Origin of the sequence: Ralstonia sp. Ralssp135 (assembly GCF_047304345.1) — a bacterium.
Taxonomy (GTDB): Bacteria; Pseudomonadota; Gammaproteobacteria; order Burkholderiales; family Burkholderiaceae; genus Ralstonia; species Ralstonia chuxiongensis.
The window spans coordinates 26602-49341 of the sequence record NZ_JBGLYZ010000033.1 but is presented as its reverse complement, the minus strand read 5'-3'; the positions used below and the strand labels follow the sequence as shown (position 1 = coordinate 49341).

Below are 22740 nucleotides of genomic sequence, written 5' to 3'. Positions count from 1 at the left end.
CTTCAGGCGTGCGCACCGTCGTAGTACGGATTCGCGCTGCGGGCGCCATCGGTGTAGATGTCGGTGGCACGCGCGCCGTCCGTATAGACATCAGACGAACGCGCGCCCTCTGTATAGGCGTCCACCGCGCTTTGCACGGCGCGGGCGCCATCGGTGTACGGGTCGCGTGCGCCGACTGACGAAGCGGCTTGGGCCCCGGCAGCTGCCACAGCGAGTACAACAAAAGCGAGGGTCTTGGCGAGATTGCGGGTCATGATCGATTTCCTTTGAACGGTTGGTTTGGGATTGCGCGGCCTGCCGGTGCTTTGCGTTGCGTTGGCCCGGCGTCGTGGCCACGGAATGCATTTAAGTCGCCTGACGTATCCGGCACGTAGCGATGTGCTAGCCGTTTTGTCTGGGCATGTACCGGAGCTGCCGCCGGATACAAACGCATACAAAACCCCGTCCATCGATGCCCGTTGCTACAAAGCAATACAAATCGGCGGCATCGTGAAACCGACCGGATACATCGCAGGCGCCCAATGCTGGAAACGAGGCAAACAAGACCCCGCCTCGTCATCCATCCTTGATCACTGGAGCCCTCATGCAACCGACCCGATTGACCGCAACGTTGCTCGTACTGGCAGGCGCCCTGGGCGCGCACAACGCGTTTGCGCAAGCCGCAGGCCTGCATCGGACCGATCTCGTCCACCACGACCTGAGCGTGCCAGGTCGCGAAACCCTGCAAGTGCGCGTGGATTTCGATGAGCGTGCATTCGCCCCCGCGCATGTCCACCCCGGCGAGGAAATCGCCCACGTCCTGCAAGGCACGATCGAATACCGGCTGGATGGCCAGCCTCCCGTGACGCTGCAGACCGGCGATTCGTTGTTCATCCCGGCCGGCATTGCGCACTCGGCAAGAAACGTTGGCAGCGGCAAGGCATCGGAACTGGCCACGTATGTCGTGAAGTCCGGTGAGCCGCTGGTCAAGCTCGTTCACTAATCCCTGCCCCAACCACCGCAAAGAGAGAACCCCCATGTCGAACCCCGTCAACCTCCGCCGTCGCCGCCTTCTGGGCACCACCATCGCCAGCATTGGCGTGCTCGATCTCGGGCTGGCCGAACTTGTGCATGCACAACCGGCACCGTCCCCCAATGCAAGCGCGCTGCTGGCCGGACAAGCCAACCCGTTCGGCACGCTGCAGCAGATCGATGCCGGCGTGCTCAACATCGGCTACGCAGACCTTGGACCGAAGAACGGCCCCGTGATGATCCTGCTGCACGGCTGGCCGTATGACATCTACAGCTATGCAGAGGTGGCGCCCGCGCTGGCGGCGGCAGGCTATCGCGTGCTGGTGCCGTATCTGCGCGGCTATGGATCGACGCGCATCCGCTCCGCAGACACGCCGCGCAACGGGCAGCAGGCAGCGCTGGCCGCCGACATCATCGCGTTCATGGACGCATTGAAGATCAAGCAGGCGCACTTTGGCGGATATGACTGGGGCGCGCGCACGGCCGACATCATCGCGGCGCTGTGGCCGGAGCGCTGCAAGACGCTGGTATCTGTCAGCGGCTACCTGATCGGCAGCCAGGAGGCGAACCGCAAGCCGTTGCCGCCGGCCGCGGAATTTGCGTGGTGGTACCAGTTCTATTTCACGACGGAGCGTGGCGCGCAGGGTTACGCCGCCAACTGCAAGGAGTTCAACCGCCTGATCTGGAAGCTTGCTTCGCCCACGTGGAAGTTTGACGACGCCACATACGACCGCAGCGCCACCGCATTCGACAACCCCGATCACGTTGCCGTCGTCATCCACAACTACCGCTGGCGCCTGGGGCTGGCGCAGGGTGAATCGAAGTACGACGCGCTGGAACAGCGCCTGGCCACCGCGCCGGCCATCGCGGTGCCCACCATCACCATGGAAGGCGATGCCAACGGCGCACCGCACCCGGAGCCGTCAGCCTATGCGAAGAAGTTCACGGGCAAGTACCAGCACCGGAACATCGGTGGCGGCATCGGGCACAACCTGCCCCAGGAAGCGCCAAAGGCGTTTGTGCAGGCCATGCTGGATGTGGCGCACCTCTGAACCGCCAAGCCCTTTGACGCTTCTGGCTCACAACGCCGAGAGCAACCCTTCGGGTAATCCGCGCGTGAGGGCCAGCAGCGTCATCACGGCCGGCATGGCTGCCGCGGCCATCACCGTCTGGGCGGCGGTGATGCCGGCCATGAGCGGCGCGTCCCCGCCCAGTTGACGCGCCATGATGTACGACGAGGATGCCGTGGGCAGCGCTTGGAACAGCAGCGCCACGATCAACGCAGCATCGGTCAGGCCGAGCGCGTGGCCAAGGGCGAGCGTCAACACGGGCATGGCCAGGAACTTGATGACCGACGACACCAGCACCGGCTGCGCCCACGAACGCACGCCGCTGAAGTTGAGCGCGGCCCCCACGCACAGCAGGCCCAGCGGCATGGACGCCATCCCGAGCGCACGCACCGCCGGCTCGATCGCCACGGGCATCTGCAGCCCCAGCGCCTGCATGGCAATGCCCAGCGTGCAGGCCACCACCGGCGGATTCGTCACGATCTGACGCACCAGCGCACGCCCACTGAGGCGTACCGCGCCATAGCGGGCGAAGACCAGCACGCACAGCAGATTGACTGTCGGCACAATCGCCGCGTTGCACACCGCCGCCAGCGCAATCCCCTTGGCGCCGAAGATGCCCGTGGCGAGCGACACGCCTACATAGTTGTTGAACCGCACGGCCCCCTGAAACACCGAGGTGAACGCCGCGCCATCCACTTGCATCCACGGCCGGCCCAGCATTAGCGCAACTGCCACGAGCAATGTCGCACCAATCAACGTCAGCACGAGCGGCAGCACAGGCAGCGACTGCATGTGCGCCGTGGCCAGTCCGTGCATGAATAGCGCGGGCAAGAGGACGTAGTAGCAGAGCCGCTCAGCCTGCGGCCAGAAGGTTTCGGCGAGGAAAGCGGAGCGCTTGAGCCAATGGCCGAGCGCCACCAGAAGCGCAACAGGCGCGAGAGCGAGCAGGATTGCAGCGGTCATGGCCGTGCTCCTGCACCGTGGCGTGCCCGCAATGCGGGCGAGAAGCAGAGGAGCGTGCAGAACGGCATGAGGTGCTCGGCGAGAAACAGGAACACCGCCAAGCTATCACGCAGTCACAGCAGCAATAATTGTTATTTATCTGGCGATCAATGAGAAATTCTCATTGCAGAAGCGACCACGGCATCGGCCAATGCCTGGGTAAAGCGCTGTGCAGTCCGCGATTGGTGTTCAAGCAGTACCACCGCGCGGTGCAATTGCGGTTGGCCGAACGCCAGCCGGGCAATGGGCGGCAATTGCGTCAGTTCGGAGTCGGATAGCGCCACCACGGCGGCGCCCAATCCGCTTGCCACCATGCGCACGATCGTGTCCTTGTTGTCGAGCACCATCTCTTCACGCACCCGCACGCCCAGGCGCCGCAGTTCCGAAGCAATCATGCGGCCGGCCCAGGCCTGCGCATCAAAGCGGATAAACGGCAGCTCGGTCAGCAGCGCGCGCGCATCATGCTCGGCATATTGGGCGGGGGCGAGCAGCCAGAAGCGGTCTTCATAGAGCGTTGTCCACACCAGTTCCGCCGGATGCGGCCGCACGGGGTGCGAGGTAATTGCGGCGTCGAGTTCGCCGTCGGCCACGCGCTGTGCAAGCTCGGCCGACATGCCGGCGGCCACGTGCACGCGCAGACCCGGATGCGCCGTCCGCAGGGCTAGCAGCGCGTTGGGCAGCGGCCCGGATAGCGCGGTCTGGATGGCGCCGATGCGCAACCGCCCGACCAGCGCCCTCTCATCGCTCAGCGCATCGGGAATGCGGTCATACAGCGCGAGGATCTGTTCGGCCTGGGCGAGCACGATGCGGCCCGCCTCTGTCAGCGCGGGCTCGCGGCGGGAGCGGTCGAACAGGCGGACGTTGAACTCCTCTTCCAGCGATTTGACCTGCAGGCTGACGGCCGACTGCGTGAGCCCGATGGCCTCGCCGGCACGCGCAAACGTGCGGTGGCGGGCGATGGCAACGAGCGTTCTCAAGGCGCGGAGAGACATGGCGGATACGAGGTTCGATCGGGTGCAGATAGCGCATCGTACCTCTCGCCACATCGGCCCGCCCTCCAGGGCAGTGAGACAACCCGCTTACGCCAGCATGGCAGCCAGCGCAGGAGGCAACCCGCGGTTTGGCTTGTGCGGCGGACGCGCAAAGCTGCCTTCCGCCGCTCCGTTCGGGGCAAGCGCAATCAGGCTCTCGCAATGGCGGATGGCGCTGGAGACGCCGTCCACCACCGGCACGGGAATGCGGTCTTTGAGTGTCCGGGCCAGCCCGGCAAGCGGTGCGCCGGCCACGATGATCACGTCAGCGCCGTCTTCACGCACTGCCTGCAGGCTAAGTTCCTCCAGCCGTGCCGCATGGTCTTCCTGCACGCTGCCGATGTCGCGCAGCGGCTGCTGCAAAGAGCGCACGCTCGCCAGCCGCGACGACAGCCCATTGGCGGCTACGCACTCGCGGTACCACGTCTGGATACGGTTCGAAATGGCGATGATCGAAAAGCGCTGGCCGAGCAGGCAGGCGCTGGCCAGCGCCGCTTCTGTCATGCCGACCACCGGCACGTTGCACAGCTCCTTGATGCCGGCCAGGCCCGGATCCCCAAACGCCGCGACAACCACGCCGTCGAATTGACCGGCATGTTCGGCGACGACGCACGCAGTGGCGTAGCCGCCCACCAGTGCTTCGAAGCGCGTTTCGATATAGGCCACGCCAAATGGCGCCGTCGCCATCGTGAGGGTGGTGCCGGGTGACACGGAGCGACGCGCCTCGGCATGAATCAACTCCGTCACGCTCTCGGAGATATTGGGATTGACGACCAGAATACGCATGATGAAATTTTGAGAACCCAACCAAAACCGTCAAACCAGCGACGGCGCGCCCGCCGGCAGGAACTGCCCGCGCCCCGGTGCCGGTTCGAGGTACTTGCCGTTTTCGACCAACATCTCGCCGCGCGAGAAGCAATGCACCGGCCAGCCGGTCACTTCGATGCCTTCATAGGGCGTGTAGTCGACCGCGTGATGCAACGCATCGTTGGTGATACGCACGCGGCGCTCCGGATCCCACAGCGTGATGTCGGCATCGGCCCCCACGGCAATCGTGCCCTTGCGAGGGTACAAACCGTACAGCCGTGCCGGGCGATACGACGTCAGCTCTACAAACTGGTGCAGCGACAGCTTGCCGCGCGCAACGCCATCAAACAGCAGCGGCAATCGCGTCTCGATACCGGGTACGCCGTTGGGAATATGGTCGAACGGTTGCGCCTGACCACCAAGCTTCTTGCCTTCCGGGTCGTCATAGTTGAACGGCGCATGGTCGGAAGAGAACACGCTGAACACGCCCCCTGCAAGCGCGCGCCAGACAGCCGCCTGGTTTTCCGGATCGCGCGGTGGTGGGCTGCAGACGCACTTGGCACCTTCGTAGCCATCGTCACCTTGCAGGCCCATGTCTTCGGCGGTCAGGTAGAGGTATTGCGGACAGGTCTCGGCCAGGATCTGCAAGCCACGGCTTTGTGCCCAGCGAATCTGCTCGATGGCTTCCTTGCCGGAGACATGCACGATCAGGATCGGCACGTCCACCAGTTCGGCAAAGGTGATGGCACGGTGCGTGGCCTCACGCTCCACGGCAGCCGGGCGTGACAGGCCATGGAAGCGTGGCGAGATGCGGCCTTCGCCGACCAGCTTCTCGGTCAGCCAGGAAATGCAGTCGGCGTTTTCCGCATGCACCATCACGAGGGCGTTGTTCTGCTTGGCCACGTCCAGCACGTCGAGCATTTCGCGGTCGGACAGCTTCAGGTCGTCATACGTCATGTAGACCTTGAACGAGGTGTAGCCCTGGCGAATCAGCTCCGGCAGTTCGTGCTTCAGCACGTCGGGCGTGGGATCGGCCACGATCAGATGAAAGCCATAATCGGCCACCGCGCGGCCCTCGGCGCGCCGGTGGTAATCGGCCACCGCCGCCTTGAGCGAGCCGCCCTTCTCTTGCGCGGCAAACGGGATCACCGTTGTCGTGCCACCGCAGATGGCCGCGCGCGTGCCGGTAAAGAAATCGTCGGCCATGCGCATGCCGTCGGGCATGGGCTGGTCGAGATGACAATGACCGTCGACGCCACCCGGCAGCGCCAGCAGACCGCTGGCATCCATCTCTCGCGCGCCGCGCGGCAAGCCGTGGCCGAGCACGGCGATGCGGCCATCGCGCACACCGATGTCGCAGCTAAAGCGATCGGACGCGGTCACCACATCCGCATTGCGGATCACCAGGTCGAGTTCCGTGGACATGCTTAGCGCTCCTTCATTCCGTTAAGCAACGTCCGAGAACAGGCGGCCCCAGCCACGCAGCTCGCGCGTGTCGACGCCTGCGAGCCGCAGCGATTTCCACACGACGGTCGAGATGGTGTCGTACACGGGGATGCCCGTTTCCGCTTCCAGCGCTTCAACCAGGTGAGCGGCGCGCAGGTTCGTGCAGAACGTGGTGATGGCGGCCGGCTTTTGCTGCGCCACGTCGCGCACCAGGGTACGGATGGTGTCTTCTTCCACGTCGGCAAAGCTGTGGTTGACGTGCAAGTCCAGATGGCGCTCGGCCACGCACTTGAAACCGTGGCGCGCATAGTTCTGCACGATGCGCTGCTGCACGTCGTCCAGATACGGCGTAACGAGCGCGAAATCGCGTGCGCCGGTTTTGGCCAGGATCTCGTTGAGCGCCAGCACTGACGTGGTGGCCGGAATGCCGGTGGCTTCCGTGATCTGACGGCACAGCGCCTCGTCTTTCTCAAAGCCGAGCCACCCCGATGACGTGCCGTTCCAGGCAATCACGTCGACGTGCGCGTCGGCCAGCAACTTGGCGGCGTTCAGGATCTTCTCCAGATCGAACTGCCCAAGCGCCTGGTCGCGCAGCGAAATTTCCGTCACGGTAAAGCGCGAGAAATGCGCGCTCACATTGGGCAGGCCGCTCACCATGGCGCTGGTAATGGGTTCCAGCGCCGTGTTGGACGATGGCGTGAGCATGCCGAGCTTGATGCGTTTTGTCATGGGAGTCTTCTTCGTGGTTTGCGCGCCCCGGTGCACGCAAGTGTGAGCATCGGGGCCAGCTTGTTATGTTGATGAGTACGGTGCAGCTTGTGGTGAGCAGTCGGAAGCAAACGCCGCGCCGCAGGCGCGAATGGCGTTGGCTGACGTTAGTTCATCGCGCCTCAGACCGGCAGCTTCTTGCTGTAGTCGATCAGCAGCGTCGAGCAGATGAAGAGGCCCGCGCCGGCGGCCGCAAACAGCATCAGCGCCATGTCGTACGAACCGGTCGTCTGCACGATCAGGCCGACGATGATCGGCATGCCGACCCCGGCGAAGTTGCCGCCCAGATTCATCGTGCCGCCCAGGAAACCCACACGCTTGCGCGTTCCCAGGATCGACGGAATGCACCAAAACAGGCCGCACCAGCGCAGGAAGAACAACGTGGTCGACAACAGAGCCACCACAACGGCCGGCTCCTTGAAGCGCGCTACCGTGTAGATGGCGATCGTGGCCAGTACCGAAGCAATGCCGAACAGCGTGCGCAGCACCCGGGCTCGCGATGCCCCGGTGGCCATCCACTTGTCCGCAATCCATCCACCCACCATCTCGCCCACAAAACCGGAGAAGAACATGGTGAACACGGCACCGCCCATCTCCTTGATGTCCAGCCCATGCACCTTCGACAGATAGGTCGGCATCCAGGTCAGCAGACCGTAGAACAATGCGTTGAAGCACATCCAGCCGAAGAACATGCCCCACACCGAGCGGTACTTGAAAAAGTCCAGCACGTTGCCGCTGACAGCGGCGGGTTCAGCAGCCTGGTCGGCGGCATGTGCATCTTCGATGTAGGAGGCTTCAGCATCATTGACGGACGGATGCTCGCGCGGGTGGTTGCGGATGTACCACCACGAAAAGAGGCCCGCCACCATCGTCCCGATACCAGCCACCACGAACGACGTGCGCCATGAATCGAATTCGGCGATCAGCCCGGCGATGATGAGTGCGCCCAGTGCCGCGCCCAGCGGCGCGCCGCCGTCGAGCAGCGTGGCACCGCGACCGCGTTCGTTCTGCGTCATCCAGATGGCGTTGAGCTTGCCGCCGGCGGGGTAGATGGGCGCCTCGGCCGCACCCAGGCCAAGACGCGTGACGAGTAGCGGCACCCAACCGGTACACAGCGCCGCAATGGATTGGAAGAAGCCCCAGCCCAGCGTGGCGCCGGCAATCACCACACGCGGCCCAAAGCGGTCGGCCAGCATGCCGCCCGGAATCTGCATGAGCGCGTACGTCAGAAAGAACGAACTCAGCAGTAAGCCTTGCGCCGCCGGGCCGATGTTGAATTCCTTCGCAATCAACGGCATGGCGACCGACAACGATGCGCGGTCGACGTAGTTGATGGAAATCAGCATCAACATCATCAAGAAAATCTTCCAGCGCACAGAGCTCTTCGTCTCCGTTAGCGCCATGGCCGGGGCCGGGCTTGTGGTTTCCATTACGCGTGTCTCCTGGTAGCTCCGGAAGTCGTTTCGGAAAACGGGCTTGGGGGCCGGTCTTGACGCCGATCCGCCCCAACTCCGCCCACCGAAACGACCTCCCAAGTCGATTTGATTGGTTTGTGTTGCGCAACGTGGCCGAGTATAGGATACGTAATCTGTAATTACAACATCTGTAAGTTGTTGATTTTATTGACTGTAAAAAGCACAATATCGGTGTGTGATAGCCTTTTGTGGTGCATCTTCCCCATTCTGGTGACGTCTGTGACTCAACCGCTGCTCCAATCCCCTCGCCTGCGAACGCTCGGCATGTCGGCCGAAATCGCCTCACGCCTGCGCACCCTCATCGAAGAAGGCGAGTTGCCGCCCGGCGCCCGCATCGACGAGCGTGCGTTCTGTGAAATGTTCGATGTTTCCAAGACGCCGCTGCGCGAGGCGCTCAAGGTGCTGGTGGCCGAGGGTCTGGTGCTGCATCGGCAGTACATCGGCTACCGCGTCGCCCCGCTCGATCTGGATGAACTGCGCGCAACCTTCGAAACGCTGCATGGGCTGGAATTCACGGCTGGAGAACTGGCGGCGGCGCGGTTGTCCGAGGTGGCTCTGGCGCGCCTGGAACGCAAGCACCAGGCAATGCTCGACGCGCACGCGGCGGGCAGGCGCACCGAGTACTTCCGCATCAACCAGGAAATTCACCAGCTCATCATTGATGGCACGGCCAACCCTGTGCTGGCCGGCATTTACGCGACGTTGATGAGCAAGGTGCACCGCGCGCGCGGCGCGGCCAACGCCGACACGCTGCGCTGGCAGGAATCGCACGAAGAACACGAAGCCATCATGGCCGCCCTTCGCGAGCCAGGGCGCCCACGCCTGGCACAGGTGCTGCGCCTGCACTCGGAGAACACTGCCAAGGAAGTGCTGAGCGTCGTGGCAAGCAGCCTGGCCGAGGCCGGGCGCCCGACCCGATCGACCAAGGAAGCCCCCAAGAAAGGCGCGCAATGAAACTCGTACGCGTGGGGGCGCCCGGCGCAGAACGCCCGGGCCTGATCGATATGCAAGGCCGCGTGCGCGACCTGTCTGGTGTGGTTGGCGAACTGGGCCCGCAGCAGTTGTCCGGTGCTGCCCTCGCGCAGCTCGCGGGCGTCGACATCGCCGCCTTGCCCTTGATGCCGGATAGCCGTTTTGGCGTGCCATGGACCGGTATCGGCAAGATCATCGCGATCGGCCTGAACTATGCCGACCACGCAGCCGAGGCCGGCTTGCCCCCCCCCGCAGAACCTATCCTCTTTCTCAAGGCAAACAGCGCTTTGAACGGCCCCAATGATGCGGTCATGCTGCCGCGCGGCTCTGAAAAGACCGACTGGGAGGTTGAACTCGGTGTGGTGATCGGCAAGACGGCGAGCGATGTTTCCCGCGAAGAAGCGCTCTCACACGTTGCCGGCTATTGCGTGGTGAATGATGTGTCGGAGCGCGAGTTCCAGCTTGAGCGCGGCGGCACATGGGACAAGGGCAAGGGCTGCGACACCTTCTGCCCCGTCGGCCCGTGGCTGGTCACGCGCGACGAAGTGCCCGACCCGCAAGCGCTTGGCCTTTGGCTCGACGTCAATGGCGAACGTGCACAGCGGGGCAACACGGCGACCATGGTGTTTGGCGTGGCGCATCTGGTGAGCTACGTCAGCCGCTTCATGACGCTGCACCCGGGTGACCTGATTTGCACCGGCACGCCGCCCGGCGTGGGCATGGGAGCCAAGCCCCCGCGCTATCTCAAGGCCGGTGACACCATGCGCCTGGGCATCGACGGCCTTGGCGTGCAAACGCAGACGGTCGCCGCCTACACCAAAGCCTGAACATGCGGCGCGGCCGGCTTAGCGTTGCGCCGCCACCAGCTTGCGCATGGCATCCACCAGCTTCGGATCGACCGCGCCCAGCGTATTGGTGCGCGCGGTGATGCGCCCTTCTGCGTCCAGCAGCAGGATCGTGCTCGAATGGTTGAAATCGCCATCTGCCAGGCGCCGGTATTGCACGCCCAGCAGTGCCGCCACCTCGCGCGTGCCGCTGGCGTTTGCGCGGGCGACTTGCCAGCGGTCGTCGGCGCCATGCGCGTTGGCCGTCTTCTTGAGCGCCGCAACGGAATCACGCTCGGGGTCGACCGTCACCATCAGCACACGCACGCCGTCGTGCGCAGGCTTACCGCCCTTGGCGAGCGTCGCGCGAATGGTCTCGAAGATCATCGGGCAGACCATCTGGCACGACGAATAGAACATGCTCACGAGTACCGGCTCGCCGCGCAGGTCTGCCAGGTGGAAGACGCGGCCGTTCTGGTCGGTCAACGCCACGTCAGATTGATACAGCGAGCCCGAAGCGACGGGCCCGGCAGCAAGCGCGGCGGCTGCGGCACCGGCCAGCATAAGTGCCACGAAGGCACGGCAAAGTTGCTTAAGAAGCGTCATGGACGTTCTCCATTGATGGATCGGGCGCAGCGAAAGCCAAGGCTTCCCGTGGCATCGGCGCCCTCAAGTGATGACAGCAACGCCACGCGCATCAGCACGGCGTAGCTGTCGCGGCGCACGATGCTGATGGCACCGGCGCCGCAAAACTTCTGCTTGTCGGGGTCGCCCTGCGTGCGGCTATCCCCGGCGATAAAGAGTGCGTTGAAATCGTCGACCCATTCCCAGATCAGGCCGTGCAGATCGCGCACGCCATGGACATCCGCTGGGCCGCCAACGGGTGGCAACACACGCGTGGCGGGCCGTTCGTACCAGCCGAGAATGCGTTGCGCCCATTGCGGGTCGTCGCGGGCGTCAGCACGTGTTGCGTCGGCGGCAGCGGCGGATTCCCACTCAAGCCACGTCGGCAGGCGCGCGCCTTCGCTTTCGCAATAGGCACGGGCCGCAAACCAGCTCACGCCAGTCACCGGCGCTTGAGGTGAGGCTTGCGCATCGGCGTGCGTCGCATCGGCCCAGTCGGCAAGGTAGGCCTTGCCGGCAAAGACTTGCGGCACCCGGCCGCGCTGCCAGGCCTCGTGACGTTGCACGAAGCCCTGGAACTCACCGATGGTGACCGGCGTGGTGCGCAACTCAAACGGCTCGATGCGCACCCGCTGCGGCTGCCCCGGTGCGTTCTGGGGCAGCACGCTGTCGAAGTCGCCGCCGGGCAACCGCACATAGGCGGCGCCCTGTGCGGCAGCGCTAGCCAGCGCCATCAACATGGCAGCAAGGTGCAAGGTCAGGCGGCCCATGGTCGTGCAGATCCGGTCAATGTTCGGCCACGGCCTTGGCAGGCGCCGGCTGGGCACGTACCTTCTTCACGTCGTCTGCGCTCACGCGGCCACCGGGGTTGTCCCAGCTGTTGAGCACGTAGGTCAGGATGTTGGCGACCTCGTCGTCATTGAGCTGCGTCATCGGCGGCATGACGGAGTCGTATTCCTGCCCGTTGACCTTGATCTTGCCGTTCAGGCCGTGCAGCACGATGTTCATGGCGCGCTTCGGATCTGCCGCCAGGAAATCCGACTTGGCAAGCGGCGGGAACACGCCCGGCAAGCCGGCGCCATTGCCCTGGTGGCACACCGAGCAGGTACCCGCAAACAGCGCGCGGCCAGCCTGCACCTGATCCTGCACGGTCAGCGTGCCGCTCACCGAAGCCTCGGTCGCCTTGGTGACGGCGCTCATATTGGGTGCCGCACGATCGCCCAGGTACACCGAATCCAGTTCCTTGCCGGAATACACGAGCTTGTTCTCCGGGCCATCCACCTTGAGGATCGCCATGGCGCCCTTGTTGAAGGCTCGGAAGATCGAGTGGTCAACCAGCACATAGCTGCCGGGCACGCGCGCGGTGAACTTCACAACCGCCGCGCCACCCGCCGGGATCAACGTGGTCTGCACGTTCTTCTGCACGTTGGTGCCGCCCTCGTAGCGCACCTGATCGAAGATGGCGCCGATCACGTGGAAGCTGGAGACAAGGTTGGGCCCGCCGTTGCCAACGAAGATGCGCACCGTTTCACCCACCTTGGCGTGCAGCGCCTTGTCGCCGGTAAGCGCACCTTCGGCACCGTTGAACAGCACGTAGCTCGGGCGTTCGTCGATGGCCTTTTCCATGTCGAATGGCTGCAGGCCCTTCTCGCGGTACTTGCCGGCCGTGTAGAAATCGCCCTGCATGACGTAGTACTCGTGATCAACCTTGGGCAGGCCTTCGGGCGGTTCGACCAGGATCAGGCCGTACATGCCGTTGGCGATATGCATGCCCACCGGCGCGGTGGCGCAGTGGTAGACGTAGATGCCCTCGTTGAGCGCCTTGAAGGTGAACTGCGATTCATGGCCAGGTGCGGTGAAGCTCGATGCTGCGCCGCCGCCCGGCCCGGTCACGCCGTGCAGGTCGATGTTGTGCGGCATCTTGCTGCTTGGGTGGTTCTTGAGGTGGAACTCCACCGTGTCGCCCTGCCGCACGCGGATGAAGCTGCCGGGAACGGTGCCGCCGAACGTCCAGAAGGTGTAGCTGACGCCTTCGGAGATCTGCATTTCCTTCTCGACCACTTCCAGCTCCACGATGACCTTGGCTGGATAGTTCCGGTGAACCGGCGGTGGCACAAGCGGCGGGCTCGTTAGGACGGCGTGGATCGGCTCGCCACGCGGCGGTCCGAAGTCACCCGGCAACTTGGCGCTGGCGGCGCGGGCCGCAGTGCCCGCAAGCAGTGCGCCCAGCACCACAGAAATCAAGCCCGCGCGCATCAGGCTGCGGACGGTGTGAAGACGGCTCATTTTTTTCTCCCGTGTATCGGTCTGGTGTCGTCCGCTCCACGTTAGGCCCCGGAGGCCATTAGGGCTTTGATACAGCGCAAACGAAAACCGGCCCCGACCGGTACATCCACCGCACCGCGTGGCGCGCAAGCCCAGTCGTGGCGTGATTCGCCACATCAAGATACCCATAAAACAAGCATCTGATATACATCAATAACACCGGAGATTCCCCTCAGTAATATAGTTGCATCCTTAATGCATCTTTTTGATGCGACACCCACAGAGGGAATCCCCATGACACAGTCCGCCTCCACCATCCAGCTCGACCTCCGCGTGCTGGCGCCGCGCGAGCGCCATCCGCTGATCTTCTCCGCCTTCGGGGAACTCGGCATCGGCCAGAGCCTGGAGCTGATCAACGATCACGATCCGCGCCCGCTGCAGTCGCAGTTTCAAGTGGAGCGCCCGGGCCAGTTTTCCTGGGACTACCTGGAGCGCGGCCCCGGCACGTGGCGCGTTGCCATCACCAAGGTGGCATCTGCCGCCAGCGCTGGCCACTGCTGTGGTGGTTGCGGTGGTGGCGCCTGAACTTCCGATTGCATCCTGCAAGGAACCTTGTCATGAAAAACAACCAAAGGCTATGGCGGTGGCTCGGCCTGATCTTCATCCTGTCGTTCGGAGCATTGGGCTATCTGGGCCGGCAGATCTATCTGGCAGCGCCGCCGATTCCGCATGCCGTCGTCACCTCTGTGGGCGAGGTGCTCTTTACCGGCGAACAAATCCAGCGCGGCCAGGAAGCCTGGCTGGCAGCCGGCGGCCAGCAGCTTGGCACCGTCTGGGGCCACGGTAGCTACGTTGCGCCTGACTGGTCTGCCGATTGGCTTCACCGTGAAGCCACGGCGCTGCAAGCCATCCGCGCGCATCAGCAGTTCGATACCGATGCGCCGTTGACGACCGTGCAGCAAGCCGCCGTCGACGCCAGCGTAAAAGAGGAAATGCGCCGCAATACGTACGACGCAAATCACGACATCCTGACCGTGTCGCGTGAGCGCGCAGAGGCCATCCGCGGTGTGTCGCAGCACTTCGAGGCCCTGTTCGGCACCGATCCGTCGCTGGCAACGCTGCGTGATCAATACGCCATGGCTACCGGCGTGCTGCCGGAGGCGGCCGATCGCGAAGCCCTAGCTGCGTTCTTCTTCTGGACGTCGTGGGCCGCCGCTGCCGACCGCCCGGGCGAGACCGACATCTCGTATACGAGCAACTGGCCGCATGAACCGCTCGTGGGCAACACCATGACCGGCGGTGCCGCCATGTGGTCGATGGTCAGCATCGTGCTGCTGCTGGGCGGTATTGCCGCCATGCTGTGGCTGCACGGCAGCAGCAAGCACGAAGAGGAGGCTGCGCCGCTGCCGGCCGATCCGTTCCTCAACGTGGTTGCCACGCCGTCGATGAAGGCCACGCGCAAGTACTTCTTTGCCGTGATCGGCCTGATGCTGGTGCAGATCGGCATGGGCGCCATCACCGCGCACTATGCGGTGGAAGGTGAATCGTTCTTCGGGATTCCCCTGGCGCAGGTGCTGCCGTACGTGATCAGCCGCACCGTGCACACGCAGCTTGGCGTGCTGTGGATTGCCACGGCGTGGCTGGCCACAGGCCTGTACATTGCACCGCTGCTGTCGGGGCGTGAACCGAAGTTCCAGAAGCTGGGCGTTGATGTGCTGTTCTGGGCGCTGATCTTTATCGTGGTGGGCTCCATCGCCACCGGCTGGCTCGGCACGCTGCAGCATCGCGGTGCGGACTTCGGCTTCTGGGTCGGTAACCAGGGGCTGGAATACACCAGCATGGGCCGCGTGTGGCAAATCTTGCTGTTCGTCGGCCTGCTGTTCTGGGTCGTGCTGCTGGGCCGCGCGCTGTGGCCGGCACTGAAGACGCCGTCGGAATCGCGCGGGCTGATCGCCATGGTGTTCCTGTCGGCCACGTGCATCGGCGGGTTCTATTCGACCTCGCTGGTGTGGGGCCAACACACGCACTATTCGATGATCGAATACTGGCGCTGGTGGCTCGTCCACCTGTGGGTCGAGGGCTTCTTTGAAGTGTTCGCCACCGCCGTCATTGCGCTGATCTTCACGCGCCTGGGCCTGATCCGTGCCACCAGCGCCAACCGCGCCATCGTGGCCGAGACGATCGTGTTCCTGTTCGGCGGCATCCTGGGCACGCTGCATCACCTGTACTTCACGGGGACACCGACCTCGATCATCTCGGTGGGTGCGGTGTTCTCTGCGCTGGAAGTGGTGCCGCTTTCGCTGATCGGGCTCGAAGCGCTGCAGAACTATCGCCGCACGCAAGGCACGCCGTGGCTCAACGCCTACAAGTGGCCCGTGCTGTGCTTCGTGGCCGTGGGCTTCTGGAACACCGTCGGCGCCGGCCTGCTCGGCTTCGCCATCAACCCGCCTGCTTCGCTGTACTACGTGCAGGGTCTGAACATGACGGCCGCCCACGGACACGCCGCGCTGTTCGGGGTGTACGGCATGCTCGGTATCGGTCTGATGCTGTTCTGCCTGCGCGGCCTGTATGCGCGCAGCCTGCATGCCGATCGCCTGCTCAAGCCCGCGTTCTGGGGCCTGAACATCGGCCTGGCAATGATGGTGTTCATGTCGCTGTTGCCGGCCGGTATCTACCAGGCCTGGGCCAGCGTCACCAAGGGCATGTGGTACGCCCGTTCGCCGGAGGTGGTGCACTCGAAAGTGATGGAAACGCTGGTCTGGCTGCGTGTGCCGGGTGACATCGTGTTCGCCATCGGTGCGCTTGTGCTGGCTTGGTATGCGCTGCGGCTGCTGCGCCGTCCGAAGGCACAACAGACCGAGCCGCTGCCGGCTTCGGCTCGCGCCATGCGTTAATTCTTAACCGCGCAGTTCTCTCAAAAACCCGCAGGGCCCGTGTCGATTCGACCGGGCCCTGCGGGTTTTCCTGTAATGCCTGCCGCTCACAAGCTCCCTACAATGACGAGTCATATAGATGAATAGTTGACCACTTCAGATACCCCATGCCCGCCGATCTCCGCCTGCCCCGCTATCAGCAATTGCGCGACGATCTGGCCGCGCAGATCGCCCAACAGCACTGGCGCCCGGGCGACGCCATCCCGACCGAAGCCGAGCTTGCCAAGACGTACAACGTGGCGGTCGGCACCGTCCGCAAAGCTGTAGACGTATTGGTGGCCGAAGGGCTGCTCGAACGCTTCCAGGGCCGCGGCACCTTCGTGCGGCGCGCCAGCTTTGCCAGCTCCTTGTTCCGCTTCTTCCGTTTCCAGAGTGAAAGCGGCGAGCGACGCATTCCTGAGAGCCGCATCCTCAAGCGCGACGTGCTCGATGCGCCGTCTGCGCCGGCTGCGGGTCTGCAGATTGAAACCGGCTCGCCGGTCATTCGCCTGACACGGCTGCGCCTGCTGGATGGCGCGCCAATGCTGGCCGAAGAAATCTGGTTGCCGTACGACCGTTTCGCCCCGCTCGCCACGCTGGAACTCGACGCGTTTGGCGACCTGCTGTATCCGCTGTACGAATCCCACTGCGGCCAGATCATCGCCAGCGCCGAAGAAACGCTCACCGCCGAGGCCGTCAACGCAACGTATGCGCGTCTCTTGCGCATCCAGCCCGGCGATCCGGTGATGGTGATCGAACGCGTTGCGCGCGGCTACGACCGGATACCGCTTGAATGGCGGCGCTCACGCGGCGCGGCGGCGCACTTCCGATACCACGTGGATATCCGGTAACGCGCCCACACGCGGCCAGCCATACCGACAAGAAAACACACACAGGAGACAACATCATGCAGGCCAACTCATCGACGGCCCCACCGCTGCTGGACGTGCGCGGCGTCACACTGCAGTACAAGACACGCCAGCATCTGGTGACGGCCACCTACCGCGTCGACTTTCAGGTCTATCCCGGCGAGCGCTACATCCTGCTGGGCCCATCGGGCTGCGGTAAATCGACCTTGCTCAAGGCCATCGGCGGCTACCTCACGCCCACCGAAGGCGAGATCCGCCTGAAGGGCCAGCCCGTGACCAAGCCTGGCCCGGATCGCATGATGGTGTTCCAGGAGTTCGACCAGCTCCTGCCATGGAAGACGGTGAAAGAGAACGTACTGTTCCCGTTGCTCTCCACGGGCAAGCTGGGCGCGCGTGAAGCCGAAGAACGCGCCCTGCACTACATCAACAAAGTCAATCTGACCAAGTTTGCCGACCATCACCCGCACATGCTGTCGGGCGGGATGAAACAGCGTGTGGCCATCGCCCGCGGCATGGCGATGGAACCTGACGTGCTGCTGATGGACGAGCCCTTCGCCGCGCTTGACGCGCTCACGCGCCGCAAGATGCAGGACGAATTGCTGCAGCTGTGGGATGAAACGCGCTTCACCGTGCTGTTCGTCACGCACTCGATTCCGGAGGCGATCCGCTGCGGCAGCCGCATCCTGATTCTCTCGCCGCATCCCGGCCAGGTGCGCGCCGAACTGCCGAGCCTCGCGCGCGACGATGATGATCCTGAGCGCTTCAAGGCGCTAGAAGCCGAGATTCACGACATGCTGTTCGCCCGCACGGTGGAGGAAACCCATGCAGACTGAAACGCTTTCCATGCCGGCCACCACCGACATCAGCAACCGCGCCCCCGTCTACAGCACGCCCGTGGCGTTCGAGCGTATCGGCGTGGTGGAAAAACCGCTCTCCTTTGCTGAACGCCTGTACGAGCAGGCGTGGCTGCGCAAGCTCGTCATCCTCGTCGTGCTGGCACTCGTGTGGGAAGGCGGTGCACGCTGGCTCGACAACCCGCTGTTGATGCCGACCTTCTCCGATACCGTGCAAGCGCTGTGGGCTGGCCTGGCTAGCGGCACGCTGTTTGCTCGCATCGGCACGTCGATGCAAACGCTGCTGGCGGGCTACGCGCTGGGCTTGGCGTTGTCGTGTGCGTTGGTGGTACTGGGCATCAGCAATCGGCTCGGGCAGGACTTCCTGGAAACGCTCACTGCCATGTTCAACCCGCTGCCCGCCATCGCCCTGCTGCCAATCGCGCTCGTGTGGTTCGGCCTGGGCAACGGCAGCCTGATCTTCGTGATCGTGCATTCCGTGGTGTGGGCCGTATCGCTCAACACGCATGCAGGCTTCCTGTCGGTATCGAACACGCTGCGTATGGTGGGCCGCAACTACGGGCTTTCTGGTATGGGGTATCTGACCAAGATCCTGATCCCGGCAGCGTTCCCATCCATCCTCACAGGCCTGAAGATCGGCTGGGCCTTCGCATGGCGCACGTTGATTGCATCGGAACTCGTGTTTGGCGTGAGCTCTGGCCAAGGCGGCCTCGGCTGGTACATCTACGAGAACAAGAACCAACTGCAGATTCCCGAAGTGTTCGCCGGCCTGCTGACCGTCATCATCATCGGCCTGCTCGTCGAGAACCTGGTGTTCCGCACGCTGGAAGCCCGCACCGTCAAACGCTGGGGCATGCAGAACTGAGCATTGGCGCAACGCAAGCGCCCAGACGGTTTGGCCGTACCCTGCCCTATGCGGCGCCTTGAATTTTTGTGAGCGGGCGGAAAAAAGAAGGAGGCCTGTTTGAGCGAAGCGAGTTTGCCTCCTTCTCCGCACGGTCACGGAAATTCAAGGAGTCTTTCGTCGCATCGGGCGCGCCTTTCTTTGCTTACTTTCTTTGGCAAGACAAAGAAAGTGAGTCGGCCCCGGCAGGGGACGAAACACCAGATGCACCACCAACACACAGCCATACAAACAACGACAAGGAGACAAGCAATGCAGCAACCCCGCCGCAACATCCTCCGTTTCACCATGGCCGCCACGCTGGCCACGTCCCTCTTCGGCGGCGCCATCAGCACCGCGCACGCAGAAGCCAGCGAAATCCGCATCTCCCACGGCTACGGCATCCTCTACCTGCCCATCATGGTGATGGCCAGCGAACACCTGCTGGAAAAGCAGGCCAAGGCCGCCGGCCTGGGCGACGTAAAGGTCAACTACCGCATCCTCGATGGCGGCAACGTCATCAACGACGCCATGCTCTCGGGCGCGCTCGACATCGCCTCGCTGGGCGTGCCGGGCTTCCTCACGCTGTGGGACAAGACGCGCGGCAGCGCGATGGAAGTGCGCGGGCTGTCGTCGCTCAGCTCCTCGTCGATGTACCTGATGACGCGCAACCCGAACGTGAAGACGCTGGCGGATTTCTCCGACAAGGACCGCATCGCCGTGCCGGGCATCAAGACTTCGCTGCCGGCCGTGGTGTTGCAAATGGCTGCCGCCAAGACCTTCGGCGACAAGCAGTTCAACAAGCTTGACCCGATCACCGTGCCGCTGCCGCACCCCGACGCCACCGCTGTCATGCTCGCCGGCGGCAGCCAGATCAACAGCCACATGGCTTCGCCGCCGTTCTCGTACACCGAAGCCGCGGCGCCCGGCCTGCACCGCGTGTTCAACACGGTCGACGTACTGGGCAACATCACGCTGGACATGACTTACACCAGCAAGAAGTTCTACGAGGCCAACCCGAAGCTGTCGGCGGCATTCGTGGCCGCGCTGGATGAAGCCAACGCCCTCATCGCCAAAGACAAGACCAAAGCCGCACAGATCTACATTGCGCAGTCGAAGGTGAAGAGTTCGCCGGAAGAGGTGAAGAAGATCCTGGACGATCCGGATTCGCGCTTCACGACCACGCCGGTGGGCGTCGCGCACTATGCTGAATTCATGCAGCGCGTGGGCACGCTCAAGAACAAGCCCGCGTCGTGGAAGGATGTTTTCTTCCCGACGGTGCAGAACCGGCAGGGTTCGTAACGCGAAACACTTGAGCACAACGAGCAGCACGCAGCATCCGCACGGAGGCATTTCATGGCACTACGCATCGTCCGGCTCGGCGAGCCGCGTCACCCCGACGAAGGCTTGCGTATCGGCACCGTGCGGCGACCGCCGCGCGGCGTACCCAAGGAAGAATTCGCCAGCCGCGATTTCTACGACGTCTGGATGCCGCTGCTCTCTCCCACGCCCGAACTCGTCAAGCAGGCACAGGCCGCCCAATCCGAGCACGACAAGGATCAGCAAAACAAGGGCTGGCAAACCTTCGTGCGCCACTTCCGCACCGAAATGCGCGACGGCGATGCCGCGCGTCTGCTCGACATGCTGGCCGCGCTCTCGCACCAGACCAACCTGTCGGTCGGGTGCTATTGCGAGGACGAGGCGCATTGCCATCGGTCGGTGCTGCGCGAGTTGTTGAAGGAACGTGGAGCGAAGTTGGCTCCGTGAACAAGCACGCCACTTATACAAGGAAGACCATGTCCAGCTTGCCTCAAATGCTTCGCCACCGCACCGCATCTGCCCTTCTGCTCGCACTGGCAATGACCAGTGCGCAGACAGCCATGGCGCAAACTGCGCCCGCCGCGCTCCAGCCAGCCGACGCACACCACATCGTCGCCACGCTATCGGCCACGGGGGTGCAGATCTACGTTTGCAAGCGCGACGGCGACAAGCCTCTGGCGTGGGTCTTCAAGGCGCCACTGGCGGAGCTTTACGATGCCAGCGGCAAGCTCGTCGTCAAACACGGAGCAGGCCCAAGCTGGGAAGCCTCCGACGGCAGCAAGATCACTGGAAAAGTCTTGCAGCAGGCGCCCAACACCTCGGAAGCCGGTGCCATTCCGCTGTTGCTGTTGCAAGCCACCAATGTTGCCGGCGCGGGCCTGTTGAGCGGTGTGCGCTACGTGCAGCGGCTGCAGACCCACGGCGGCATCGCACCCGCACAACCCTGCACGGAAGAAGGCCAGGAAGGCCGTAGCCCGTACCTGGCGCAATACGTTTTCCTCGACTGACGCACCGCTCTCCGAGGTGAGTGCCCCTACCCCATACGGGGGACGACGGGCTTCCTTGGCGACCCTATAACGAAGAGACGCGCGACCGGTGATTCGCCACGTCGCGCCGTCGTCATTCGTTATTTCAGGAGCACCGCCATGGGCCGCCGCTACATCGATTGCCGCGCCTTCCCCAGCGAGACCAACTGCTCGGTCGCCATCAGCGCCGACAGCGATGCCGAATTGCTGGAGGCGGCTGTGCAGCATGCCGTTTCCGTGCACAAGCACACCGATTCGCCCGAACTGCGAGCGCAACTGCAGACTCTTTTCCAGGATGGCACCCCTGCCGTGGCGCCACCAAAGATGGCCACTGCCTGATCAAAACGCGGCCGCCCCTACCGACGCGCCGACAGCGCCAGCATCAGCCGCACCACATCGCACTGGCTGTGCGTGTTGGTCTTGCGATAGACGTGCTTGAGGTGCGTGCGCACCGTGTCGAGTGAAATGCCCAGCGTACGCGCTATACAGGCTGGGTCGGAGCCGCTTGCCAGCAGATCGGCCACATCGGCTTCGCGGCGCGTCAGGTGGAATGCATCGGTCAACCACAGGCTGGCCGGCTGCGCAGGCGAGATGCCTGTGCGTGCAGCCACGCGTTGCCAGCACAACGGCAGTGCTTGCGCAAAGTGCGGCAGCAAGGCTTGTGGCGCCGCACCATGCTGCATGGATTGCGGCACGCCCGACTTGCGGTAATCGAGCCACACTGCGCCGCGCACTTCGGCATCGGCCACGGGCCACGAATCGACGCCATCACCGCGAACCGCATGCGGCAGCACGTCGGCCGAGGATGCGCCGCGCGACGCCGCCCAGTGCCACCTCCCATCGACGCGCCACCGGATCATGGCCGCAGCATGGTCCGCGCCGCACGCATCGCGCAGCACGTTCATCACGCCCACGGCATCTCCCGCACAGGCCGCCACGTAGCACTGGCGCAGCACGGTTGCCGAGGCATGAGGTGACATGACGGAAAGATGCAGCATGAAGGCAATACGGGCGCAGCGGCTTGCGACCGCGGCGCCCGTCTTGAAAGGGACTTCATTATAGGAAGCGCGCCACCTCCCGCACTGCCCCTTTTGCCCTAGGCCAGCCCGCGTTTCAGGCCAGCGCGCGACGCGACATCCAGCGCGCACGCAGATGGTCGTACGCGAGGTTGAAGAAGAACGTGTAAGGCAGGAAGAACAGCATGATGCCGATGTCGATGACGAAGGCCTCCCACAGGCTGATGTTCAACCACCACGCGCCCAGGGGCACCAGCATCACGACCAGCCCGCCCTCGAACAGGCAGGCATGCACCACGCGCACCATCAACGTGCGCGAAAGCTTGTAGCGGTGCTCCACCCGCTCGAAGATCGCGTTGAACACCATGTTCCACACCATCGCCACACCGGCAAACATGAGAGTCAACGCGCCCATGTGTGCAAGCGACACGCCCATGATCCAACTGAACAGCGGCGCGCAGATGATGGTGGCGAGCAACTCAAAGCTCAGCGCATGGAATACACGCTCGACAGGGGTTTTGGCTGGGATTTGCATGGCAACGACTCCGATGAATGGGCGAGATTTT

General features: G+C 63.8%; 25 protein-coding genes. 13 read left to right on the top strand and 12 right to left on the bottom strand.

The genetic code is table 11. The features are described 5' to 3' along the window. Positions 1-2 precede the first annotated feature (2 nt). Positions 3-254 (bottom strand): hydroxyquinol 1,2-dioxygenase, encoded by a 252-nt coding sequence (locus ACCD03_RS19830; protein WP_413412652.1) that lies wholly within the window; start codon positions 252-254, stop codon positions 3-5. 329 nt (positions 255-583) lie between these two features. Between ACCD03_RS19830 and ACCD03_RS19825 the strand changes: the two genes are divergently transcribed. After that, complete coding sequence (locus tag ACCD03_RS19825; RefSeq protein WP_045202009.1) at positions 584-982, top strand: cupin domain-containing protein; 399 nt, start codon at positions 584-586, stop codon at positions 980-982. A gap of 34 nt (positions 983-1016) precedes the next feature. After that, the gene (locus ACCD03_RS19820) at positions 1017-2063 is read left to right on the top strand and encodes an alpha/beta fold hydrolase (protein ID WP_413412651.1); all 1047 of its coding nucleotides are present in this window, start codon (positions 1017-1019) and stop codon (positions 2061-2063) included. Positions 2064-2090: 27 nt separating this feature from the next. Here ACCD03_RS19820 and ACCD03_RS19815 read toward each other — a convergent pair whose 3' ends face one another. From ACCD03_RS19815 to ACCD03_RS19790, 6 genes are all read right to left on the bottom strand, one after another. Next, on the bottom strand, positions 2091-3044 hold the full coding sequence (locus tag ACCD03_RS19815; RefSeq protein ID WP_413412650.1) for an AEC family transporter: 954 nt from the start codon (positions 3042-3044) through the stop codon (positions 2091-2093). 146 nt (positions 3045-3190) lie between these two features. Continuing rightward, a complete protein-coding gene (locus tag ACCD03_RS19810; RefSeq protein WP_024978378.1) occupies positions 3191-4075 on the bottom strand; it encodes a LysR family transcriptional regulator in 885 nt (294 codons plus the stop codon). 87 nt (positions 4076-4162) lie between these two features. Next, entirely contained in the window at positions 4163-4900 is a 738-nt protein-coding gene (locus ACCD03_RS19805; protein ID WP_413412649.1) for an aspartate/glutamate racemase family protein, read from the bottom strand. A 30-nt stretch (positions 4901-4930) separates the two neighbouring features. Beyond that, complete coding sequence (gene hydA, locus ACCD03_RS19800) at positions 4931-6346, bottom strand: dihydropyrimidinase (RefSeq protein WP_260781168.1); 1416 nt, start codon at positions 6344-6346, stop codon at positions 4931-4933. Between the two features lie 21 nt (positions 6347-6367). Further along, positions 6368-7096, bottom strand: a complete 729-nt coding sequence (locus ACCD03_RS19795; protein WP_024978375.1) for an aspartate/glutamate racemase family protein — start codon at positions 7094-7096, stop codon at positions 6368-6370. 161 nt (positions 7097-7257) lie between these two features. Beyond that, a complete protein-coding gene (locus ACCD03_RS19790; RefSeq protein ID WP_316673126.1) occupies positions 7258-8565 on the bottom strand; it encodes an MFS transporter in 1308 nt (435 codons plus the stop codon). Between the two features lie 216 nt (positions 8566-8781). Here ACCD03_RS19790 and ACCD03_RS19785 point away from each other — a divergent pair, with 216 nt between their 5' ends. Both ACCD03_RS19785 and ACCD03_RS19780 read left to right on the top strand, forming a co-directional pair. Further along, a complete protein-coding gene (locus ACCD03_RS19785; RefSeq protein ID WP_413412648.1) occupies positions 8782-9564 on the top strand; it encodes a GntR family transcriptional regulator in 783 nt (260 codons plus the stop codon). Then, complete coding sequence (locus tag ACCD03_RS19780; RefSeq protein ID WP_413412647.1) at positions 9561-10409, top strand: fumarylacetoacetate hydrolase family protein; 849 nt, start codon at positions 9561-9563, stop codon at positions 10407-10409. The genes ACCD03_RS19785 and ACCD03_RS19780 overlap by 4 nt, the downstream gene beginning before the upstream one ends. A gap of 18 nt (positions 10410-10427) precedes the next feature. On the opposite strand, the gene ACCD03_RS19775 is transcribed toward ACCD03_RS19780, so the two are convergent. Genes ACCD03_RS19775 through nirK form a run of 3 tightly spaced genes read right to left on the bottom strand, consistent with a single transcriptional unit; the run spans position 10428 to position 13316 of the window. After that, positions 10428-11012 (bottom strand): SCO family protein, encoded by a 585-nt coding sequence (locus ACCD03_RS19775; protein ID WP_045202029.1) that lies wholly within the window; start codon positions 11010-11012, stop codon positions 10428-10430. Continuing rightward, the gene (locus ACCD03_RS19770; RefSeq protein ID WP_413412663.1) at positions 11009-11770 is read right to left on the bottom strand and encodes a formylglycine-generating enzyme family protein; all 762 of its coding nucleotides are present in this window, start codon (positions 11768-11770) and stop codon (positions 11009-11011) included. Before ACCD03_RS19770 ends, ACCD03_RS19775 begins: the two co-directional genes overlap by 4 nt. Positions 11771-11816: 46 nt before the next feature. Then, positions 11817-13316: a copper-containing nitrite reductase gene (gene nirK, locus ACCD03_RS19765; protein WP_253535157.1), complete on the bottom strand. Its 1500-nt coding sequence runs from the start codon at positions 13314-13316 to the stop codon at positions 11817-11819. A gap of 273 nt (positions 13317-13589) precedes the next feature. On the opposite strand from nirK, the gene ACCD03_RS19760 reads away from it, so the two are divergent. The 9 genes from ACCD03_RS19760 (at position 13590) to ACCD03_RS19720 (ending at position 21497) form a co-directional block, all read left to right on the top strand. Continuing rightward, the gene (locus ACCD03_RS19760) at positions 13590-13880 is read left to right on the top strand and encodes a DUF2249 domain-containing protein (protein ID WP_004627827.1); all 291 of its coding nucleotides are present in this window, start codon (positions 13590-13592) and stop codon (positions 13878-13880) included. 32 nt (positions 13881-13912) lie between these two features. Continuing rightward, positions 13913-16189, top strand: a complete 2277-nt coding sequence (locus ACCD03_RS19755; protein ID WP_045202033.1) for a nitric-oxide reductase large subunit — start codon at positions 13913-13915, stop codon at positions 16187-16189. Positions 16190-16335: 146 nt separating this feature from the next. Continuing rightward, entirely contained in the window at positions 16336-17058 is a 723-nt protein-coding gene (locus ACCD03_RS19750; RefSeq protein ID WP_045202034.1) for a GntR family transcriptional regulator, read from the top strand. 56 nt (positions 17059-17114) lie between these two features. Then, positions 17115-17909, top strand: coding sequence for an ABC transporter ATP-binding protein (locus ACCD03_RS19745; protein WP_045202037.1), 795 nt, complete (start codon positions 17115-17117; stop codon positions 17907-17909). Further along, complete coding sequence (locus ACCD03_RS19740) at positions 17899-18795, top strand: ABC transporter permease (protein ID WP_413412646.1); 897 nt, start codon at positions 17899-17901, stop codon at positions 18793-18795. Before ACCD03_RS19745 ends, ACCD03_RS19740 begins: the two co-directional genes overlap by 11 nt. A gap of 291 nt (positions 18796-19086) precedes the next feature. After that, positions 19087-20115 (top strand): ABC transporter substrate-binding protein, encoded by a 1029-nt coding sequence (locus ACCD03_RS19735; protein ID WP_413412645.1) that lies wholly within the window; start codon positions 19087-19089, stop codon positions 20113-20115. A 54-nt stretch (positions 20116-20169) separates the two neighbouring features. Beyond that, the gene (locus ACCD03_RS19730) at positions 20170-20580 is read left to right on the top strand and encodes a DUF488 domain-containing protein (protein ID WP_413412644.1); all 411 of its coding nucleotides are present in this window, start codon (positions 20170-20172) and stop codon (positions 20578-20580) included. Positions 20581-20693: 113 nt separating this feature from the next. Beyond that, entirely contained in the window at positions 20694-21140 is a 447-nt protein-coding gene (locus ACCD03_RS19725; RefSeq protein ID WP_413412643.1) for a DUF3455 domain-containing protein, read from the top strand. A 138-nt stretch (positions 21141-21278) separates the two neighbouring features. After that, positions 21279-21497, top strand: a complete 219-nt coding sequence (locus ACCD03_RS19720; protein ID WP_206273118.1) for a DUF1059 domain-containing protein — start codon at positions 21279-21281, stop codon at positions 21495-21497. Positions 21498-21514: 17 nt separating this feature from the next. Here the strand turns inward: ACCD03_RS19720 and ACCD03_RS19715 are convergent, their stop codons facing one another. Both ACCD03_RS19715 and ACCD03_RS19710 read right to left on the bottom strand, forming a co-directional pair. Then, positions 21515-22156, bottom strand: a complete 642-nt coding sequence (locus tag ACCD03_RS19715) for a response regulator transcription factor (RefSeq protein ID WP_413412642.1) — start codon at positions 22154-22156, stop codon at positions 21515-21517. 115 nt (positions 22157-22271) lie between these two features. Further along, a complete protein-coding gene (locus ACCD03_RS19710; protein WP_253535181.1) occupies positions 22272-22709 on the bottom strand; it encodes a multidrug/biocide efflux PACE transporter in 438 nt (145 codons plus the stop codon). Positions 22710-22740 lie beyond the last annotated feature (31 nt).